Source organism: Citrobacter sp. MGH105 (assembly GCF_001037485.2).
Classification (GTDB): domain Bacteria; phylum Pseudomonadota; class Gammaproteobacteria; order Enterobacterales; family Enterobacteriaceae; genus Citrobacter; species Citrobacter portucalensis.
The window spans coordinates 2,672,843-2,691,987 of sequence record NZ_CP073048.1 but is presented as its reverse complement, the minus strand read 5'-3'; the positions used below and the strand labels follow the sequence as shown (position 1 = coordinate 2,691,987).

18 protein-coding genes and 1 pseudogene are annotated in these 19,145 nt (G+C 48.5%); 10 read left to right on the top strand and 9 right to left on the bottom strand.

The genetic code is table 11. From position 1 onward, the window contains the following. Window positions 1-94 precede the first annotated feature (94 nt). The 7 genes from sad to SK35_RS12805 all read left to right on the top strand — a co-directional run bounded on the left by sad (window position 95) and on the right by SK35_RS12805 (window position 7,808). Window positions 95-1,483: a succinate-semialdehyde dehydrogenase gene (gene sad / locus SK35_RS12835; protein ID WP_048214205.1), complete on the top strand. Its 1,389-nt coding sequence runs from the start codon at window positions 95-97 to the stop codon at window positions 1,481-1,483. A 103-nt stretch (window positions 1,484-1,586) separates the two neighbouring features. After that, complete coding sequence (locus SK35_RS12830) at window positions 1,587-3,164, top strand: methyl-accepting chemotaxis protein (RefSeq protein WP_048214204.1); 1,578 nt, start codon at window positions 1,587-1,589, stop codon at window positions 3,162-3,164. Window positions 3,165-3,226: 62 nt separating this feature from the next. Continuing rightward, entirely contained in the window at window positions 3,227-4,153 is a 927-nt protein-coding gene (glsB, locus tag SK35_RS12825; protein WP_003832944.1) for a glutaminase B, read from the top strand. After that, on the top strand, window positions 4,153-4,512 hold the full coding sequence (locus tag SK35_RS12820) for a DUF4186 domain-containing protein (protein ID WP_008784753.1): 360 nt from the start codon (window positions 4,153-4,155) through the stop codon (window positions 4,510-4,512). Before glsB ends, SK35_RS12820 begins: the two co-directional genes overlap by 1 nt. Before the next feature lie 80 nt (window positions 4,513-4,592). Then, window positions 4,593-5,120 (top strand): GNAT family N-acetyltransferase, encoded by a 528-nt coding sequence (locus SK35_RS12815; protein ID WP_032943426.1) that lies wholly within the window; start codon window positions 4,593-4,595, stop codon window positions 5,118-5,120. A 106-nt stretch (window positions 5,121-5,226) separates the two neighbouring features. Continuing rightward, window positions 5,227-6,678, top strand: coding sequence for a tagaturonate reductase (locus tag SK35_RS12810; protein ID WP_032943427.1), 1,452 nt, complete (start codon window positions 5,227-5,229; stop codon window positions 6,676-6,678). 215 nt (window positions 6,679-6,893) lie between these two features. Further along, on the top strand, window positions 6,894-7,808 hold the full coding sequence (locus SK35_RS12805; RefSeq protein WP_032943428.1) for a bestrophin family protein: 915 nt from the start codon (window positions 6,894-6,896) through the stop codon (window positions 7,806-7,808). On the opposite strand, the gene SK35_RS12800 is transcribed toward SK35_RS12805, so the two are convergent. Both SK35_RS12800 and tam read right to left on the bottom strand, forming a co-directional pair. Continuing rightward, window positions 7,800-8,183, bottom strand: coding sequence for a GFA family protein (locus SK35_RS12800; protein ID WP_048216316.1), 384 nt, complete (start codon window positions 8,181-8,183; stop codon window positions 7,800-7,802). The genes SK35_RS12805 and SK35_RS12800 overlap by 9 nt on opposite strands. A gap of 131 nt (window positions 8,184-8,314) precedes the next feature. Continuing rightward, complete coding sequence (tam, locus tag SK35_RS12795; RefSeq protein ID WP_048214203.1) at window positions 8,315-9,073, bottom strand: trans-aconitate 2-methyltransferase; 759 nt, start codon at window positions 9,071-9,073, stop codon at window positions 8,315-8,317. Window positions 9,074-9,183: 110 nt separating this feature from the next. Here tam and SK35_RS12790 point away from each other — a divergent pair. Further along, window positions 9,184-9,704, top strand: a pseudogene (locus SK35_RS12790) (GNAT family N-acetyltransferase). A gap of 9 nt (window positions 9,705-9,713) precedes the next feature. Here SK35_RS12790 and SK35_RS12785 read toward each other — a convergent pair. Then, window positions 9,714-10,550, bottom strand: a complete 837-nt coding sequence (locus SK35_RS12785) for a DMT family transporter (protein WP_082193783.1) — start codon at window positions 10,548-10,550, stop codon at window positions 9,714-9,716. A 52-nt stretch (window positions 10,551-10,602) separates the two neighbouring features. Then, window positions 10,603-10,980 (bottom strand): hypothetical protein, encoded by a 378-nt coding sequence (locus SK35_RS12780; protein WP_020996403.1) that lies wholly within the window; start codon window positions 10,978-10,980, stop codon window positions 10,603-10,605. Window positions 10,981-11,358: 378 nt separating this feature from the next. On the opposite strand from SK35_RS12780, the gene SK35_RS12775 reads away from it, so the two are divergent. After that, window positions 11,359-12,972, top strand: a complete 1,614-nt coding sequence (locus SK35_RS12775; protein ID WP_048214202.1) for a mechanosensitive ion channel family protein — start codon at window positions 11,359-11,361, stop codon at window positions 12,970-12,972. A gap of 387 nt (window positions 12,973-13,359) precedes the next feature. On the opposite strand, the gene SK35_RS12770 is transcribed toward SK35_RS12775, so the two are convergent. The 3 genes from SK35_RS12770 to SK35_RS12760 all read right to left on the bottom strand — a co-directional run bounded on the left by SK35_RS12770 (window position 13,360) and on the right by SK35_RS12760 (window position 16,232). Next, a complete protein-coding gene (locus SK35_RS12770) occupies window positions 13,360-13,842 on the bottom strand; it encodes a GNAT family N-acetyltransferase (protein ID WP_048214201.1) in 483 nt (160 codons plus the stop codon). After that, entirely contained in the window at window positions 13,830-14,096 is a 267-nt protein-coding gene (locus SK35_RS12765) for a type II toxin-antitoxin system TacA family antitoxin (RefSeq protein ID WP_008784769.1), read from the bottom strand. Before SK35_RS12765 ends, SK35_RS12770 begins: the two co-directional genes overlap by 13 nt. 153 nt (window positions 14,097-14,249) lie before the next feature. Beyond that, the gene (locus SK35_RS12760; RefSeq protein WP_048214200.1) at window positions 14,250-16,232 is read right to left on the bottom strand and encodes an alkyl/aryl-sulfatase; all 1,983 of its coding nucleotides are present in this window, start codon (window positions 16,230-16,232) and stop codon (window positions 14,250-14,252) included. Between the two features lie 243 nt (window positions 16,233-16,475). Between SK35_RS12760 and SK35_RS12755 the strand changes: the two genes are divergently transcribed. Next, window positions 16,476-16,862, top strand: a complete 387-nt coding sequence (locus SK35_RS12755; RefSeq protein WP_008784771.1) for a hypothetical protein — start codon at window positions 16,476-16,478, stop codon at window positions 16,860-16,862. A 116-nt stretch (window positions 16,863-16,978) separates the two neighbouring features. Here the strand turns inward: SK35_RS12755 and SK35_RS12750 are convergent, their stop codons facing one another. Continuing rightward, window positions 16,979-17,608 carry a winged helix-turn-helix transcriptional regulator gene (locus SK35_RS12750; protein WP_008784772.1) on the bottom strand — a complete coding sequence of 210 codons (630 nt, stop codon included), beginning with the start codon at window positions 17,606-17,608 and terminating at the stop codon, window positions 16,979-16,981. Window positions 17,609-17,847: 239 nt separating this feature from the next. Then, the gene (locus SK35_RS12745) at window positions 17,848-19,035 is read right to left on the bottom strand and encodes an OmpP1/FadL family transporter (RefSeq protein WP_048214199.1); all 1,188 of its coding nucleotides are present in this window, start codon (window positions 19,033-19,035) and stop codon (window positions 17,848-17,850) included. Window positions 19,036-19,145: the final 110 nt, after the last annotated feature.

Sequence of the window (19,145 nt, the reverse complement as noted above, 5' to 3'; positions counted from 1 at the left end):
CTATTCGTGAATGGTATGGTTAATATTATTCATTTTTCAGAAAGAGTAAATATGCTCATGATATAACCATACCCTGCGATAAAGAGAGGCACTTATGACTATCACAGCAGCAACACATGCGATTTCCATTGACCCTGCCAGCGGTGAAAGGCTGACGGCGACGCCGTGGGCCAGCGCGGAAGAGATTGATCATGCGCTGAACCTTGCCGCGAATGGCTATAGCGAATGGAAACATACTTCCGTTGAGCACCGTGCGCAAACGCTGCGCCAGATCGGGCAAGCTCTGCGCCATCGTGCGGAAGAGATGGCGGAGTGTATCTCACGTGAAATGGGTAAACCCATTAAGCAGGCGCGTGCTGAAGTCGCCAAGTCAGCTGCATTGTGTGACTGGTACGCCGAGCATGGACCGGCGATGCTCAATCCGGAACCTACGCTGGTGGAGAATAATCAGGCGGTGATTGAATATCGCCCGGTAGGAACCATTCTGGCGATCATGCCGTGGAACTTCCCGCTCTGGCAGGTAATGCGAGGTGCCGTCCCGATACTGTTGGCCGGAAATGGCTACTTGTTAAAGCATGCGCCTAACGTAACCGGCTGTGCTGCAATTATTGCGCAGGTTTTCGCTGATGCTGGTGTACCCGCGGGGGTTTACGGTTGGGTTAATGCCGATAACGCTGGGGTCAGTCAGATGATCAAGGACCCGCGTATTACGGCGGTAACGGTGACAGGCAGTGTACGTGCCGGTGCGGCGATTGGCGCCCAGGCGGGTGCCGCGCTGAAAAAATGTGTGCTTGAACTGGGCGGCTCCGATCCGTTTATAGTCCTCAATGATGCTGACCTCGATCTGGCCGTTAAGGCAGCGGTCGCTGGGCGTTATCAGAACACCGGGCAGGTTTGTGCGGCAGCCAAGCGCTTTATTATCGAAGAAGGGATTGCGGCAGAATTTACTTCACGCTTTGTGGCCGCTGCGAGCGCGCTCAAAATGGGCGATCCGCTGAACGAAGAAAACGATCTGGGGCCGATGGCGCGATTTGATCTGCGTGATGAGCTGCACCAGCAGGTAGAAGCTACCCTTGCCGAAGGGGCACGGTTACTTCTCGGCGGGGAAAAAATTGCTGCTCAGGGCAATTACTATGCCGTGACGGTACTGGGCGATGTCACTCCAGAGATGACGGCGTTCCGCCAGGAGCTGTTTGGTCCAGTTGCGGCAATTACCGTGGCGAAGAATGCTGAACATGCCTTAGCGCTGGCGAATGACAGTGATTTCGGCTTATCCGCCACGGTGTTTACCGCGGATGAAGCGCTGGCGCAGAAGATGGCGTCACGCCTGGAGTGTGGTGGCGTATTTATCAATGGTTACAGCGCCAGCGATGCCCGCGTTGCGTTTGGTGGTGTGAAGAAAAGTGGCTTTGGCCGCGAACTTTCGCACTTTGGCCTGCATGAGTTTTGTAACGTGCAGACCGTCTGGAAAAACCGCCTTTGATGGTGTGGGTGCCTCCGCTGGGGGCACCTGTCTTATTTCTGCAATTTTTCTGTCATTTACTCTCCGTACACTCGCGGCTAGCGCTTTGATACAGAAGAGTAATATGAACATAACGCAAATTTTCCATCGTCTAATACCCCGTCAGTTCGGTCTGTTAACCGGCATTTTTTGCATTATTGCGCTGTTCTCTGTTTTGCAGGTCGTGTCCTCCTTGATGCTCTCGGCCTCAGTCAGCGACGCACAGCATAATGAAGGGCGTAATCAACTCGCGCTTTTGCAGCAGGCAAAGGTCGATGAAGCGCGGGTGGCGTTATTATCTGCCAGCGATTTACTTAACCGTGCGGGAATTTATTTTATGCAGGATGCCGCCACCGGTTCGGACGGGAGTTGGCGTCCGTTAATGGAAGAGGCGTATCGGGCGCTGGCGCAGTCAAAAAGTGCATGGGATGCCTGGCGGGATATGAAGCCGCAGTCGGATCAGGAACTAACTGAGAGCTATCAGCGTTTTTATAGCGGTATTCAGGAGCAGGCGGATGGGCTGATGCAGTCAGGTTCCATTGATGCGTTTTTTGCCGTACCCGTGCAGGCCTTTCAGACAGACTTTAACGCTAATTACGCGCGCTTTCAGCAGGACAGTGGGCGACATGCGGAAGCTGGGCGTCAGCAGCTGTTGACCAGTCTTGAGCGTTTACAGAATCTATTTTTGTTTATTCCTCTGGTGCTGGTGGTTATCGCCTTTCTGGTCTGGCGTAGTATGTTCCGTTGGGTGATTATGCCGCTGCGACGGCTGATCGATCATATCGATATTTTAGCGGCGGGGGATCTTTCTCGGCCAGCCCCGCAGGTGAGTCAGTTTAATCGGGAAGTGACGCAATTAAGTTCGCGTATTGCTGCAATGCAGCAGGGGCTCTGTGCGCTGGTGCGGCAGGTGAATGATGCCACCACCGCAATGGTAGGAAATATCAACGAACTTGCGCAGAACAATAAACAGCTATACCAGCAGTCGGCAAAACAAAGTGAAGAGTTGAGCACTGTGACATCGCATATTTCGGTTCTGGAAACGCATGTTGAGGATAACAGTGGCTTTGCTGAACTGGCGAATCAACGCGCAGTGCAGGCGCGTGATATTGCGGCAGGTGGAGACCGAATGATGGCGACGGTAAATGCGTCAATGCAGGCGATTGTGACTCGCTCGTCTGAAATGCGAGGGATTACAACGCTTATCGACAACATTGCATTTCAGACAAATATCCTGGCTCTCAACGCCGCAATTGAGGCAGCACATGCCGGGGAGCAAGGGCGCGGGTTTGCCGTGGTTGCGAAAGAAGTTGGGCTGCTGGCGCGAAAAAGCGGTCAGTCTACGCAAAACATTCAGACACTGATTAAACACTCGTTACAGGGCATTGAAGAGGGCTTTCACGCGGTTAACGGACTCGATAAGAATTTGCAGCAGGTTATCGCACTGGTGGAAAACCTCGGCGCGTTACTGAACGATATTTCGACTGCAACGTTAAATCAGGGGAACAGTATTCACCAGTTAACCCGTCAGCTTCATGTCCTGAACGGCGAAGCCCGACAAACCAGTGATCTGGTGAATGCTGCATCTGATTCTTCCTTACAGCTTCACCATGAATCTAACCAGCTTTTGCAGGCCGTGGCCAGATTCCGCCTTCCGGCCTGACGCTGCGTATTCAGCTCTGTTATACTCGCAGGCCTTTCATACCTGCGAGCAAGGAGCATGTTGTGGCCAGGGCCATGGACAATTCAATTTTAGAGACCATTGTGCAGCAGGTTCGTCCGCTGATTGGTCAGGGTAAAGTCGCTGATTACATTCCGGCATTAGCCTCCGTCGACGGTTCAAAACTGGGTATTGCTATCTGTACCGTTGATGGGCAGCACTATCAGGCGGGAGATGCGCAAGAACGTTTTTCTATTCAGTCGATTTCAAAGGTGCTCAGTCTGGTCGTGGCGATGCGTCACTATCAGGAAGAGGAGATCTGGCAGCGCGTCGGCAAAGATCCTTCCGGTCATCCTTTTAACTCCCTGGTGCAGCTGGAAATGGAGCAGGGTATCCCTCGCAATCCCTTTATTAATGCCGGGGCGCTGGTGGTTTGCGATATGCTGCAAGGGCGTCTAAGCGCACCGCGTCAACGGATGCTGGAAGTGGTGCGGGCATTAAGCGGCGTTTCGGATATCGCCTATGATGCGACGGTCGCGCGATCGGAGTTTGAGCACTCGGCGCGTAACGCCGCTATTGCATGGTTGATGAAATCCTTCGGCAATTTTCACCATGACGTGCCCACCGTTTTGCAGAACTATTTTCACTACTGCGCGCTGAAAATGAGCTGTGTGGAACTAGCGCGGACTTTTGTCTTTTTGGCAAATCAAGGGCATGCCTTTCATCTTGCTGAGCCTGTGGTCACTCCTATGCAGGCCCGGCAGATCAATGCGCTGATGGCGACCAGCGGCATGTATCAGAACGCAGGGGAATTTGCCTGGCGGGTCGGGCTTCCGGCGAAATCAGGTGTGGGTGGCGGCATCGTGGCGATCGTGCCACACGAGATGGCGATTGCTGTCTGGAGTCCGGAACTGGATCCGGCGGGAAATTCACTGGCCGGTATCGCCGTGCTGGAGCAATTAACACAACAGCTGGGGCGCTCGGTTTACTGATGAAAACGCTCGATCCTCTTTTTGCCCGGCTGGCGAAATCAACGTTTCGCTCGCGGTTTCGTCTTGGTCAGAAAGAAAGGCAGTATTGTCTAGATAAAGGGGCGCCAGTTATCGAACAACATGCTGCGGATTTTATAGCTAAACGACTGGCACCTGCGTTTCCCGCCAATGATGGAAAACAGACTCCTATGCGTGGTCACCCGGTATTTATTGCTCAACATGCTACGGCGACGTGCTGTCGAGGGTGTCTGGCGAAATGGCATGATATACCTCAGGGTGTAGCGCTAAACGATGAACAGCAACGTTACGTTGTCACGGTTATTTACCACTGGTTAGTGCTCCAAATGAACAAGCCATAGATAACATTATCCTATGATATCCCCCCTTGTGTTGTGTAATTGTTAAAAGCAGTATGAAGGGGTCAATCTAAGGAGAAACCATGGCTTCCGGCAAACCCTGCTTTGTGCTGAGCGCGGCACAGATTCTGTCGCGAATCGACGAGCTCAGCGATGTTCTTGAACAGTGCGTCAATGACGGCGCCTCCATCAGTTTTATGCTGCCCTTTAATCGCGAAAAATCAGAGCCTTTCTGGATGAAGGTCGCGCAAAGTGTTTCTCGCGGAGAACGGATCGTTCTTGGTACGCAGAATGCGCTGGGGGTGCTTGTTGGTACCGTCCAACTCATTATCGATCAACCCGAAAATCAACCTCATCGTGCTGATGTCGCCAAACTGCTGGTTCACCCCTCAGCGCGACGCGGTGGCCTGGCCCGTGAATTGATGAACGAACTGGAAAGTTGCGCGCGTCAACAAGGTAAAACGCTGCTGGTGCTTGATACGGCGACGGGCAGTGGTGCGGAGTTGTTCTACCACAATTGTGGGTGGAAAAAGGTAGGGGTGATACCTGACTATGCCCAAATGCCCGATGGTATGCTGACCGGAACCACACTTTTCTATAAAACGCTCTAATTTGTCGCCGGGGATTGATCAAAACAGGGTTTCAATGTATTAAAGTTTGCTAACATATTGGACCAATTCAATCAGGTTGTATGACTAATCATAAAGGGAACCCATTGTGCAAACACTAAATCGTCGCGATTTCCCCGGTGCTCAGTATCCTGAACGTATTATTCAGTTTGGTGAAGGAAACTTCCTGCGCGCCTTTGTAGACTGGCAGGTAGATCTGCTGAACGAACATACCGATCTGAACGCTGGTGTGGTCATTGTTCGTCCTATCGAAAGTTCCTTCCCGCCATCGCTGAGTACGCAGGATGGCCTCTATACCACTATCATTCGTGGTTTGAATGAGAAGGGCGAGGCCGTCAGTGATGCCCGTCTAATTCGTTCAGTTAACCGTGAAATCAGCGTCTATAGCGAATACGATGAGTTCCTGAAGCTGGCGCATAATCCTGATATGCGTTTTGTGTTCTCTAACACCACGGAAGCAGGTATCAGTTACCACGCGGGCGATAAGTTTGACGACGCGCCAGCAGTTAGTTATCCGGCTAAACTGACGCGTCTGCTGTTCGAACGCTTCAGCTATTTTAACGGCGCATTGGATAAAGGCTGGATTATCATCCCTTGCGAACTGATTGATTATAACGGTGATGCACTGCGTGAACTGGTTCTGCGCTACGCTCAGGAGTGGGCGCTACCGGAAGCATTTATTCAGTGGTTGGATCAAGCCAACGCATTTTGTTCCACGCTGGTGGACCGCATTGTTACCGGTTATCCGCGTGACGAAGTAGCGCAACTTGAAGCTGAGCTTGGCTATCATGATGCATTCCTGGATACGGCTGAACACTTCTATCTGTTTGTCATTCAGGGGCCAAAGTCATTAGCCGCCGAACTACGTCTGGATAAGTATCCGCTGAATGTCCTGATCGTGGATGACATCAAACCGTACAAAGAGCGCAAAGTGGCGATTCTCAACGGTGCTCACACCGCGCTGGTCCCTGTTGCCTGGCAGGCAGGGTTGGACACCGTGGGCGAGGCGATGAATGACGCTGAGATTTGTGCTTTCGTGGAGAAAGCGATCTATGAAGAGATCATTCCGGTACTGGATTTACCACGTGATGAGTTAGCTTCTTTCGCCAGCGCGGTAACCGGTCGATTCTGCAACCCGTATATAAAACATCAGCTGCTGTCGATTGCCCTGAATGGCATGACCAAGTTCCGCACCCGTATATTGCCGCAACTGCTGGCAGGGCAACAGGCCAGCGGTAAGCTGCCGGCGCGTTTGACGTTTGCACTTGCCGCGTTAATTGCTTTTTATCGTGGAGAGCGCAACGGTGAGTCTTATCCGGTTCAGGATGATGCGCACTGGATAGAACGTTTTCAACAGCTGTGGTCCCAGCATCGCGATCGCCAGATAAGTACCGAAGCGTTGGTCAAATCTGTTCTGGGTGTCAAAGAACACTGGGAACAAGATCTGACGCAGGTTTCTGGACTGGTGGAACAGGTCTCTGCCGATCTGGATACCATTCTGGCAAAAGGTATGCGTGAAGCCGTTAAGCCACTGTGCTAAGACGACTACCGATAACCCGGCTCAGGCCGGGTTTTTTCTGGATATACATTAGTTACAACATACTATGTGGTTTATATCATAAACCCGGTCTGTGACTTAGGTGCGGCTTCATTTTAAGCAGGGCCAAAGTTGTTGGGATAATGTTGCGATTAACTTGCAACATTGATCGCTATCGCGTCTAATGTGACGGATTTCACATTTTCCCGAAGATAACCATGATCGTTCGTCCCCAACAACACTGGCTGCGCCTGATATTCGTCTGGCATGGTTCCGTATTATCTAAAATATTTTCACGACTGCTGCTGAACTTCCTGCTCTCCATCGCCGTTATCATCATGTTGCCCTGGTATACGATGTTGGGTATCAAATTTACCCTGGCACCGTTCAGTATTCTGGGCGTGGCGATTGCTATCTTTTTAGGTTTTCGCAATAACGCCTGCTATTCACGTTATGTCGAAGCCCGACACCTGTGGGGGCAGTTGATGATTGCTTCCCGGTCACTACTTCGCGAGGTGAAAACCACCTTACCGGATGACGCCGAACTGGGGCAGTTTGTTCGTCTGCAAATCGCATTTGCCCACTGTTTACGCATGACATTACGTCGAAACCCACAGGCAGAGCCGTTGGCGAAATATCTCAGCGAGAAAGATCTGCAGACGGTATTTGCCGCACAATCGCCAGCAAACCGCATTTTGTTGCTGATGGGGGAGTGGTTGGCCGTGCGCAGACGTGATGGGCAGCTGTCCGATATATTATTTCATAGTTTAAACAACAGATTAAATGATATGTCGGCAGTACTGGCAGGTTGTGAGCGAATCGCGAATACACCCGTTCCGTTTGCTTATACTTTGATCCTTCATCGCACTGTTTATCTGTTTTGTATCATGCTGCCATTCGCGTTGGTGGTGGATCTTCACTACATGACGCCGTTTATTTCAGTGCTGATTTCCTATACTTTTATCTCGCTTGATGCGCTTGCGGAAGAGCTTGAAGATCCGTTTGGTACTGAGAACAATGACCTGCCGCTGGATGCGATTTGCAATGCAATCGAAATCGATTTACTGCAAATGAACGATGAAACCAATGTGCCAGCAAAACATATGCCGGATAAACATTACCAACTAACTTAGTTTCGTTCTGTTTCCCCACCATGCTGGCCGCATATCAGAAAACGAATGAAACTCCGGCGCCAGATCTTCATCATTAGGATCGTCAAAAGCGCCGGCTAAAAGCGCAATGACCGGAGCGTCATCGATGGCGCCCACGGAACTACCGCACTGAGGGCAAAAAGCCCGACTGGTGGTTTCAGATGAGCGCCAGGTTGTCGGTTTTCCGGCTTTTCCTGTCCATTCTACATTTTCTGCATCAAACTCAATCCAGACGACGGTCGGGGCACCCGTATGTTTCCGGCATATATCGCATGAGCAGGTATGGGAATTATTAGGACTGCTGGCTGTGAAGCGGATCGAGCCACACAGACACCCACCAATGTAGACTTTAGACATAACAACCCCCGTCAGTAACATGTGGCAAGACACTAGCAGATGCCTGACATAGCCACTAGATCCTTATGATAAAAAGGCGAGGGCGCGCATACTCGGTAGCCCTGTCCTGTGATCTGTCTGATGATAAACGCTTAACTATTGCGTCTGGCAACAATAAACAACCGCGGAAAGGCCAGCAAAATATTGCCGTTTTCCTGCAACGGATATTGATCCTGAAGCAGTTCATGGTAGCGAGCCAGGTAATGACGCTGCTCGCTTTCGCTCAAATCCTGTAACCAGGGGCGTAGTCCCGTTGAGCTTACCCAGTCGATAATCGCCTGATGCGAATCCATAATGTGATAATACGTTGTACGCCAGATATCTACATCACAACCCGCTTCGGTCAAAATATCATAGTAGGCGTGAACGCCAGGAAGCGGAGCACGCCCCCGGTCGGGGTAATCTTGTTCATAAGCCACTTCGCGCATCAGTACATGCGTGGGCTCCAGCCAGTTATCCGGCATTTGCACGGCCAGAACGCCGTTGTGACTCAGTTGTGAGACCAAATATGGGAATAATTCATAGTGATCGGGCACCCACTGTAACGACGCATTTGCATAAAGCAGATCCACGGGATGCTCGGGCTGAAACTGGCTAATATCCGCTTCGATAAAATGGCAGTCAGGTAATGCGTTGCGCGCTTCATTCAGCATAGCAGGTGAAGAATCGACGCCAGTTGTCTTTGCCGTGGGCCAGCGTTGATGCAGCAATGCCGTACTGTTTCCCGGACCACAACCAAGATCAACAACTGAGCGGACATTTTCTAACGCCACACGGCTGAGTAATTCTGCTGCGGGTCTTGAACGTTCGGTTGCATATTGCAGATAAAGCGAAGGGTTCCAGTCGGCCATGTATAAATCTCCAGTATGAGAGGAAAAGTCGGAAAAGGACGTTATAAGACCTTGCCGATGAGCCACTTATTTTAGAAGATTATATGAAAATGAATGATAAGGGCAGGAATATGCTGGAAACATCAAGGTGATATTACGACAGTGGGAGGCTAAAGACCGAGCCCCTTTTGCTGCACTCAATGCCGATTCTGACGTGATGCGTTTTTTCCCCGCGCCGCTACAGAAAGCTGAAAGCGATAACCTGGCCGATAGATTTAGTGAAGGTATTGCAGAACGCGGCTGGGGATTTTGGGCCGTAGAGCTAAAAGAAACACACCAGTTTGTGGGCTGTGTGGGGTTGCATCCACAACCTGATAAATTTTATTTTTCACCCTGTACCGAAATTGGCTGGCGGCTTGCTAAAGCATACTGGCACCAGGGGCTGGCGTTAGAAGCCGCGCAAGCGAGTCTTGCATTTGCTTTTGACGTACTGGCGCTAAATGAAGTCGTTTCATTTACTTCTGTGCTGAATAAACCGTCAGAGAATCTGATGATACGACTTGGTATGAATAAAACAGAAGAGTTTACGCATCCCGCGTTGCCGCCAGATCATCGATTGGCACAACATGTTCTGTATCGTCTTTGCCGATAATTAATCAGTCTATTTTGCTCCTTTTCTCATATCAGAGAAAATAACTAAGCCAATTCCAGCCAAAATAATGATGCTTGCGAGAAGGATTCTGACGGTGAGCGTTTCGCCCAAAAATATGATCCCACCGAGAGTGGCCAGACAAGGTACGCTGAGTTGAATAGTACTGGCCGTTGTGGACCTGAGTAAGGGGAGCAATGAATACCAGAGCAGATATGCACCTCCCGATGTAATTGCACCAGAAAGCACGCCCAGAACTAATCCATATATATCAATATGAAGATGAGAGCGGAAGAACAGAGGAATAATCAATGCGACCGGGATTGACAGGATGAAATTCCCCCCGGTAGAAGCAGCAGCATCCGTGATTTTTTTCCCTGTGATACTGTAGAACGCCCAGGCTAACCCAGCAATAACCATCATTATTGCAGCATACAAGGAAGGGCGTTCTGCACCAGGAAGCAGCAATATGGCTATTCCAGCCAATGCTCCGAGTATTCCTGTTATTTTTAAAATTACGAGCTTTTCTCCCTGAGCTATCCCCCATACTGTCATGACGAGCTGAACGGTACCAAAGAGCAGCAGGGCACCAGCGCCGGTGCTGAGAGAAACATAGGCAATGGAGAATGAAAAAACATAGATGCAAAGTAGCAGGGCATTTAACCACTTGAATTCAAATTTTCTGCTGTCAGATGTTATCGCAATAAATAAAAAAAGGGCAATTGCGCCACTTATCAACCGGAGGCTGCTGAATGAAATAGCATCAGCATGCATCCCCTTCAACGCGAGTCGGCAAAGTACGGAGTTGCCGGCAAATGCGACCATTGCGATGATGATTCTGATGAGCAAGATAACGTCCTTTAGTCGATACGATAATTAGTAAAAGATGCAGGTGTTGTCTTTAAAAACAGGTGTGTTGATTAACATAATTGCCAACATCAACGACTCTATTCGTGTTGGGATCGACATTAAGAACGACAAAACGCATTTGTGGGCAGAACAGCTCTGCACTTTTCTTGCTGCATTCAGTTTGTAGCCATCGATGCTCACCCTGTTCGGTTACAACCGTGTTCACGTTTCCGTATTCGCTGCACACAAAACCTTTTTCAGTTGCTCTTTGCCTTGCTGCCTCCAGGCTCAGACCAATAACATTCAGCTCATCGACCTCTTTGGCATGTGTGCTGTCGGAAACACGGGTTAATGTGCAGCTCGTCAGCGTAGAGGTAAATAGTAGCAAGAGCATGAAGCGTAGGATGGTTTTGCTTTTTTTGTTTCGCATTGTCCGATATGTACTCAATTTTATTATCGTATTTCTGAAAGTAAGTGAAGTCACCGGGTTCAGTATATAACGAACGATTACATACCATTGCTAAAAAATCACAGATGTGCGGCTTTATATTTTTAAATGAAAGCTTCCAAAGCCAAAATCTCATGACGTAATAATTGAGACTATGTACTTTTGGTCAGAGGTATGCGTTTCAAATTAGCGACGATGAAGATAAGAGCCTTCCCAGAGATGTCATCTTTCACATCAAATGAAGATCTCATTCTCACTAACATTGCGTAAGTGAAAGGCTGGTCTATGCTAAAAAAAGCAATCAAATTTGCGTTGGCTTTTTGAATAATAACGATAATTCTCGCGTTTTCGGTGGCGAATATGAACAGGATTGTGATCGCTTTTTTAATGTGCTTTCTTTCCTCTTTGGTTGTTAACACATATGCGGCGGAACCTCGTCAGGAACCCACCGAAAAGGAACGCGCGCGAACGGTTTATATTTTTCATCAACCGATTGTCATGCTCCAGGCGAAATTCGGCCTTACCACGCCAGAAGAGCGGGTGCTGCGCATCCGCAATACGCTACGAAATTTCACTGAAGCCGATGTTCGCGAACCGTTACAGGTTGTGTCGGTCACGCGTTATAACCAGCCGGGAAGGCTTATCGTGATGAACGGTAAACCGGTGATGTTGCTGACACAAGGCGATCTCGACGAAGGAGACGATCTTACGCTCGACCAGGCGGCGCAGCGCGTACTGGCGCGCATGGAGGCGCAGCGGTCTGCATTGAACGATCAGTATAACAGCGGCTGGCTGGCGCTGTCGGCGGTGAAAACGGTGGCTGGTCTGGTGGGACTGGTGCTGTTTTGGTTCGGTGCATACCGTTCCTGGCGTTGGGTCAGACGTGTTTATCGTCGTCGCATTTTTGAGAACAAAAGCTGGATCCCCCAGAGTTGGCGGCGTTTTATCGGCGCTATCGAGACACGCCTGTACGCACTGTTGATGATCCTGCTGGGTATCGTTGCACTTTACGTTTGGCTGAGTTGGGTCTTTAGCCTGTTTCCCTGGACGCGCGTCTGGGGAGAGTCCCTTGGTGACTGGTCTGTACGCGTAGTGCGTGATATTGCATTGTCGATTGTCTCAGCGTTACCTGGCTTGATGATCGTCCTGATCATTTTTCTCATCACGGCGTTCATCCTGAAGTTGCTTAAGGTGGTTCTCAACCAGGTGGAGGCAGGGCGTTTGCAGTTGCCTGGAATTCATCCAGAAACCGTGGGCGCAACCCGTAAGTTAATCTCTGTGGTGGTGTGGCTCTTTGCGCTATCTGCAGCCTATCCCTTTTTGCCCGGTGCCAATTCACTGGCGTTTAAAGGTATCAGCGTTTTCTTTGGCCTGATGCTCACGCTGGGGTCGGCCGGGGTGATGAACCACGCAATGAGCGGACTGGTTTTGATCTATTCGCGCGCGCTGCGCAAAGGCGACATGATTCGGGTAGCGGACAACGAGGGATTGGTAAGCGAAATTGGTATGCTCGCGACCAAAATTATCACTCGTGAAAATTACGTGGTCACAGTGCCAAATGCGGTAGTGGTTAGTGGAAAAATTACTAACCTTAGCGCGCAAAGCACCAACGGCGGCGTCAACCTGACGGTCGGCGTTACCATTGGCTACGACACGCCCTGGCGCCAGGTCCACGCAATGCTGGAGTTGGCGGCCAAGCGGGCCAAAGGAATCGATCTTTCACAGCCGCCGTTGGTGCGTCAGCTGAGTCTGATGGACTGGTATATTTCCTATGAATTGCAGGTGCGCCTGCTGCCGGATGTATCACTGGCAGATGCCCGTAATGAACTGCATAGCAATATTCAGGACGTCTTCAACGAATTTAACGTGCAGATTATGTCTCCGAATTTTGTGCTACAGCCAGAAAACAGCGTGATGGTGGCCAAAGAGAATTGGTATACCGCACCCGCAACACCGCCAGAAGGCGGGAAATAATGCGTTGGCTTTTTCTGCTTCTCGCTTCAGGGGAGTTACGATAATCCGTATCTGTGGTTTGCCAGTGTGAACTACAGTTATCAGTTCTAATGTTCAGTGAAGTGAGAGTCGCGGTGGAATTGTAGAAGACATAAAACAGCTATTTGCATAACCAGTTGCAGTCGAGAGCCATCATCCAGAACTGTTAGCGCTGTTGAGGTAACTGCGCTTGAAAGGGTTTTGAGGCGTCATTATTGAGCAGCACAAGGATGACCATAAAACATCAGATTCAGCCTTTATCTACTTTAGTGCGCATAATGTATATTATGTTAAATGCAATTTGATACGTACTCAGTTGAATCCCAATGTGGCCCACGTTTGGCCATTGACCTCCTCTGCTCATTACAATCATGAAAGCCCAAGGAACAGAGTTCGCTCCTGCAGTTGAGATGCTTTGAATCCGTGGTGAAGATAAAAACGTTTAGCTTCGTCTGTGAGCACATGCACCATAACGGCACGCACGCCAATATTTTCTGCCACTTTGTAACACCGCAGTACCGCATCGTGAAGCAGATCGGCCCCTAACCCTTTTCCACGAACAGAAAGATCTACGGCCAATCTGGCAAGGATAATTACGGGGATTGGATCTGGCATGTTACGCCGAAGATTGCCTGTTGCTTCTGTGTGGTTGACGCTACCAGTGGCCAGTGAATAAAAGCCAGCGACTTGTCGCGTGTCTGTTTTGCAGACAACAAACGTCCTGGTTGCACCGAGAGCCTGATTTTTCAACCCTTTTTGCTTTAACCAATCATCGAGAACAATTTCTCCGCTGACAAATTCCGCCAATTGATGAATGTGAGTTAGCGGCTCTGGTGCGGTTACAAATCCCACTGTGGTTTCCTTGCCAGTAGCTTCCTGATAGCGGGATCTTCGGCAACCGGAGCATCAAGCATCTCGATAAACTCAGCGTATTGTTCATCATTAAAATTAAACACTCGGCGATCGAGAATAACGTTCTCTGCCGCCTGGCAGGCCATTTCCAGAATAAAGTCTGTACGCGATTTATGTAGAATCTCTGCGGCCGCATCAATAAGCGCGCGTTGGGATTCTTTAGCTCTAAGGTTGAGCTGGACATCTGATTTCATTATTAAGCCTCTTGTATAGCAATTGCTTTACAAGCATACCATAAGGCTTATGTATAGCAACTGCTATACAGTCTCGTACAACTCAATACTCTGATAAGCAACAATAAAAAACCCGCCAGTGCTGGCGGGTTATGGCATGGTTTGGCTCTAAAGTTAAGGCGTTACCATGTTAAACCAGAAATCAAAGCTATCTAAATACCCGAGGAACTCATCAAGCTTGGCATGATTGCCGGAAATTTGTACATCACCCTTCTCTTCTGCCTGTTTCAGCGATTCTTCCTTGAGAATGATTTTGTTCAACGTTGCACGGTTAAGTGTAATGGAGGCATCAGCGTTGCTGGCCTGTGCATCAGCGCTATGGTTAAGAACACCGTTTTCCAGTTCCAGTTTGTATTTACCGCCGTCAGCACCTAAATCGACGTTGAAGACTGCCTGCGCATTTGCCGCTTTTTCTCCGTTAATATGTACCGCGAGATAATCAAAGAACATCTCCGGCGACATGGCCTTAACGGTATCCGGGCTGGCGGTATTTGGCGTCGCGCCTTTTACCACACCGTTGCGTAATTCTTGTGCACCTGTCAGATAAAAATTACGCCATGGACCGGACTCAGCCTGGTAACCCATTTGTTCAAGGGCATCGGCTTCCAGATTACGGGCTTCTTTATTGCTCGGATCAGCAAAGACGATATTGTTAGTGACTTGCGCCACCCAACGGTAATTGCCCTGGGCGTAATCCGTTTTCGCTTTTTGCATGATTGCATCAGCGCCGCCCATATAATCGACATATTTCTTCGCGGCATCAACGGGCGGTAATTCATTCAGTGTTGCCGGATTACCGTTGAACCAGCCGAGGTAAAAGACATACGTTGCTTTCACATCATGGCTGACAGAACCATAGTATCCACGGCTGGCCCATGATTTTTCCAGACCAGACGGCAGTTTGAAGTTAGCGGCGATTTCGTCACGGGTCAGCCCCTGGTTAGCCATACGCAGCGTCTGATCGTTGATGTAACGGTACATATCACGCTGACTTTTCATTAACTTCACCACATTTTCATTACCCCAGGTCGGCCAGTGATGCTGAGCAATAATAATGTTTGCCTTTCCACCCCAGCGGCCAATAACGTCATTGATATATTTTGACCATGCCAGCGGATCGCGGATCTTCGCGCCACGTAATGAATAAGTGTTATGTAGCGTATGGGTGACATCCTCTGCAGCTTCGATCATTCCCTTCTCTTCTACATACCACAGCATTTCAGAAGGTGCTTCCGATCCCGGTGCCATCATGAAGTCATAGGTTAGACCGTCGATAACTTCTTTCTGCCCGGTGTGGGTAATATAGTTAGTGGGTTCAATCAGCGTCACCGTACCGGCGGAGGTTGTCGTCCCCAGACCCGCACCGACCTGACCTTTTGCATCCGGTTTCAGCAGATTGCCGTACATGTAACTGGCTCGGCGACTCATGGCGTTACCTGCCATAATATTTTCAGATACAGCTTCCTTCATAAAACCAGCCGGTGCATATACCTTCACTTTCCCGGATTTCACATCAGCGTCATTAATCACGCCGCGGACGCCACCGTAGTGATCAACATGGCTGTGTGTATAAATGACGGCAACAACGGGTCTTTTACCGCGATTCTTATAATAAAGGTCCATTCCTACTTTCGCGGTTTCTGCCGAGACAAGCGGATCAATGACCGTAATGCCCGCTTTCCCTTCCATAATTGTCATATTCGAGAGATCAAGATTACGGATTTGATACACGCCATCAGTGACCTGGAACAAGCCGCCAATATTGATCAACTGCGACTGACGCCACAGGCTTGGATTAACCGTGTCGGGGGCTTTTTCGCCCTCTTTGATAAAGGCATATTGCTGAGGGTCCCAAACAACATTTCCCTGCTTACCTTTAATCAATTCACTGGGAAGCGGAGCAATAAAACCTTTATGAGCGTTCATAAAATCGGTTTTATCAGTGAATGGCAATTGACCATATAAGGCGTCATTCGCACTTTTGGTCTGAGCAGTCGCATCTTTTGCCCCTTCCTGTGCCAATACAGGTAGTGATATTAATGATGTTGAACACACGCCAGCTAATGCCAGATAACTCACTAGTTTATTAAGTTTCATAAATCCTCACTAATAATATATTAGAAACCCTGCTGCTCTGATTGTTGAGAAGCTTCCGTAATACTGTGTTTATCAGGTTTCTATGATCTAATGCTCGTAGGCTAACATGATCTTATGAAACAATATAATGCAATGACATTTAATTTTAAATTTCATTTTGTTTTTATTTAAACAAAATAGCTGTAGACACCTGACTGTATAAAAAGATAATGGCTGGCATCCATTGTCTTTAGAACACTATATATGCGCACTCTCTATCTACTTCTCATCACTGGGATACTTTCTGGCTGTAATACTTCTCCCCCAGAGAAAGTTGTTAAAATCAATAAAATGGTGATCCCTGTTGTTCAGGCACAACCCGAGTCAAAATCAAGTAGTGACTCGGCATCCCTGTCCTTATACCAGGATAATAAACAGCAAATTGAAAACGTCGTGAGTTCGTTAAAAAATGAATATCTTCATGAGGTTAAGCCAAGAGAGATGTTTGACGTTCATAGCCAGGCATACCAGGTTTATGCTTCTTTAACCAAGCTCGAACAAATGCAGCAAATGAACAATTTTTATTATAAGGAGCATAATCAAACAGGACTGTTAAGCATTAATCAGTCCGTGAACTCTCTTATTGAATAACAAGAAATCCTCCTCAGAGAATGATGAGGAGGATTTTTTGCGATTGATATATAGCATGCCACTACAATAGAATATTAAATTTAGAAAATCGATTTGTAACTTGTTTGTGGGTTTATTTAAAAGCGCTCAGGTAATTTATTGATGGAAGTAAGATACCCTCCGCGTTCAAAATCAATATACCCTCCTTTCTTTAACGCAGATACAACATTTAAAACACTGCTGCGCGATAAGTGGGTCCGATCCTGAATATAATCCAAAATAGAAACTCGCTTGCGCGTCTCTTCCGGCAACAAAATCATCTCTTCGAGGTGGTTACGTATCACTGAATAAGTACGCTGCTGTACGACTAAATCATCACGATAAAAGAGATAACCCGTATGATATGAAAGCACTGCCGCCGCATCTTCCCACAAGCCTTGTTGATGAAAGAGTTCTCGTGCTTTATCGGCATCAACGCGTAATAAGGTTGATTCAGCTTCAGCGCGCAATAAATGGCCGTGTACCGGTTGGATCATTTCGGCAATACCGAACAGATGGGGTTCATAGACGGTCACGATTAACAGACCATCAGAAGAACGTAAAATGGACAGCTCCCCTTGCAAAAAAAGGTAGAGTTGAGGCTTATTCTTGTATTTCCACATGATACGACGCCGCGGCACAACCTTCATCTTTTCTGCAATCGGTTCAAGTGCTTGCATTAAGCGTTGTATGCTTTGTTCTGGGCGTACCGGAGGTGAAATTTGCATAATCAAACCTGTATTATTTTGATCGAGAAAACAATATGCTTTTACCTATATTCCATGAAGGTAGTACAGATTCATATTAAAACCATAAATCGCTCAATAATAAAAGTACAAATTTATTTTTATTTAAACGAGCGTGAGTGATAAGACCACCAGCAGATGGTCACCAGACACCGCCGGATAGATAATCCGCTATGGTGACTATTAACAATGCGTGAGATATTTAATCGGGAATAACGGCGCTAGAATTGATAGCTGTAGTTGACACTGGCAAACCATAACCACGGGTTCTTATATTGGCCTGCAAAGATATCAGATTTGACGTTGGACGACTGCATGTGCAAATACTCAACGGCAACGCCAATATTGCTGGCTGGCGTAATCTGGTACTGTGCACCGGTGGCAAGTCGCCATTCATCGCCGGTTGGCATCGAAAGCGCTACATCACTTTGCGATTTGTACGGTGAACTGTCATATGCAATACCGGCATTAATGCGCCACTGCTCATCGGGATGATATTGCACGCCCAGCGCTGTATGCCATGTATCTTTCAGACGATTATCACGATCGCTTTGCTGACCATTTATTGTAATCTGCGGGCTGCCAAACTGACTCCAGTCCTGCCAGCCAAGATCGCCCAACACTGACCACTGCCTGTTGATATCGTGAACCAGACTAAACATCACCTGCTGCGGAGCACGGACCTGTGTGGAGATCGGCAGATCATATCCAATATTAGGTATATTGGGAAAACGCGCTGTCCCGTCTATATTAAAATGATAATCAGTCTTGCTGGTCCAGATTACACCCGCCCGAGTATTGTCAGTTAAGTCCATTAATAACCCAAGGTGGTAATTCATCGCCCAGTCATGATCGTTTTGTTTCTCATCGTGGCCATCGACATCTCTGCTTAGCGACAGAAAACCATAGTTTAGCCCTGCAGCTGCGCCAACCGACACCTTATCACTTAGTTTCCATGCAACGGCGGGACTCAGCGTCATCGCAACCATGGTACTTTGTTTAATTAACCGATCCCCTGCCCAGTTGCCGAAGTCGATACCTAACCCATAGTTGCCGTACAAACCCAAACCGGCAGAAACGGTATCACTCAGCCGTTGTGTATAAAACATGCTGGCATTGGGGAAAAGCGTCATTACATTACCGGGGCTTTGTCTGCCATCTGTCGTATTATTCAGCGTATAGGGAATATCTCCGCCCATCGCCTGTAATCCTCCGGTGACCATATGGTCAGGTAAACGAGTCATCCCCGCAGGGTTTGTTAACAGCGTAGAGGCATCCTGAGCACGAGCGGCCTGCCCTGCACCAGCCAGTGCGGTATCCTCCGTTCCGATTTCATAGAAATAGAGCGCACTGGCGTGACCGACCGATGAAAAGATCATCCCGGAGAGAAAAATTATATTTTTTTTCATTGTATTACCTGTTTGGAGAGGTCGTTCTTTACTAAATGTAGGGTCAGCTATCACACGGTATTGATTTATGCTAATAGCATAATCAGGCATCAGGAATGATGTCGTGTTAA

Coding starts and splice junctions, on each gene's coding strand:
- sad (WP_048214205.1), top strand. CDS start 95: ATGACTATCACAGCAGCAACACATGCGATTTCCATTGACCCTGCCAGC.
- SK35_RS12830 (WP_048214204.1), top strand. CDS start 1,587: ATGAACATAACGCAAATTTTCCATCGTCTAATACCCCGTCAGTTCGGT.
- SK35_RS12820 (WP_008784753.1), top strand. CDS start 4,153: ATGAAAACGCTCGATCCTCTTTTTGCCCGGCTGGCGAAATCAACGTTT.
- SK35_RS12815 (WP_032943426.1), top strand. CDS start 4,593: ATGGCTTCCGGCAAACCCTGCTTTGTGCTGAGCGCGGCACAGATTCTG.
- SK35_RS12805 (WP_032943428.1), top strand. CDS start 6,894: ATGATCGTTCGTCCCCAACAACACTGGCTGCGCCTGATATTCGTCTGG.
- SK35_RS12800 (WP_048216316.1), bottom strand. CDS start 8,183: ATGTCTAAAGTCTACATTGGTGGGTGTCTGTGTGGCTCGATCCGCTTC.
- tam (WP_048214203.1), bottom strand. CDS start 9,073: ATGGCCGACTGGAACCCTTCGCTTTATCTGCAATATGCAACCGAACGT.
- SK35_RS12780 (WP_020996403.1), bottom strand. CDS start 10,980: ATGCGAAACAAAAAAAGCAAAACCATCCTACGCTTCATGCTCTTGCTA.
- SK35_RS12775 (WP_048214202.1), top strand. CDS start 11,359: ATGAACAGGATTGTGATCGCTTTTTTAATGTGCTTTCTTTCCTCTTTG.
- SK35_RS12765 (WP_008784769.1), bottom strand. CDS start 14,096: ATGAAATCAGATGTCCAGCTCAACCTTAGAGCTAAAGAATCCCAACGC.
- SK35_RS12760 (WP_048214200.1), bottom strand. CDS start 16,232: ATGAAACTTAATAAACTAGTGAGTTATCTGGCATTAGCTGGCGTGTGT.
- SK35_RS12755 (WP_008784771.1), top strand. CDS start 16,476: ATGCGCACTCTCTATCTACTTCTCATCACTGGGATACTTTCTGGCTGT.
- SK35_RS12750 (WP_008784772.1), bottom strand. CDS start 17,608: ATGCAAATTTCACCTCCGGTACGCCCAGAACAAAGCATACAACGCTTA.
- SK35_RS12745 (WP_048214199.1), bottom strand. CDS start 19,035: ATGAAAAAAAATATAATTTTTCTCTCCGGGATGATCTTTTCATCGGTC.